Here is a 347-nt window from a genome sequence, read left to right on the forward strand (position 1 = left end):
GGCCAGGGTGTTGTACATCACGGATGAGAGTGCCCCCCATAATACTCAGGTGACCTGGCATACCGTCTGTCGCACGGCGGCGCCAGGCCCCTTATTCAATCATGTGGCTGTGCTGACGCTCTGTCACTTTCTGGCCACGCGGGTCATCGAACTGTCAGGTACTGCAGGACGTCACCGACTGACCAGTATTGAAACCCTCCATGAGGCGCTTGACGAGCTACAGTGACCGCGTCTGGTGCATCACGCATCGATAGCGCTCACCTGTAGTGCAGTTCTCAAGCGCAAACACGCTCTCTTGAAGACTCAGCGACAGGCCAATCTATCGCTATCATGCTGCCAAACAAGGT

Annotated in this window: 1 protein-coding gene; it reads left to right on the forward strand. The window is 56.2% G+C overall.

The genetic code is table 11. The annotated features are described in order from the left end of the window. Positions 1-226: hypothetical protein (locus RMT89_RS41760; RefSeq protein WP_315888980.1), on the forward strand; the 226-nt coding region annotated here is incomplete at its 5' end. Positions 227-347: the final 121 nt, after the last annotated feature.

Origin of the sequence: Streptomyces sp. P17 (genome assembly GCF_032436805.1) — a bacterium.
GTDB lineage: Bacteria > Actinomycetota > Actinomycetes > Streptomycetales > Streptomycetaceae > Streptomyces.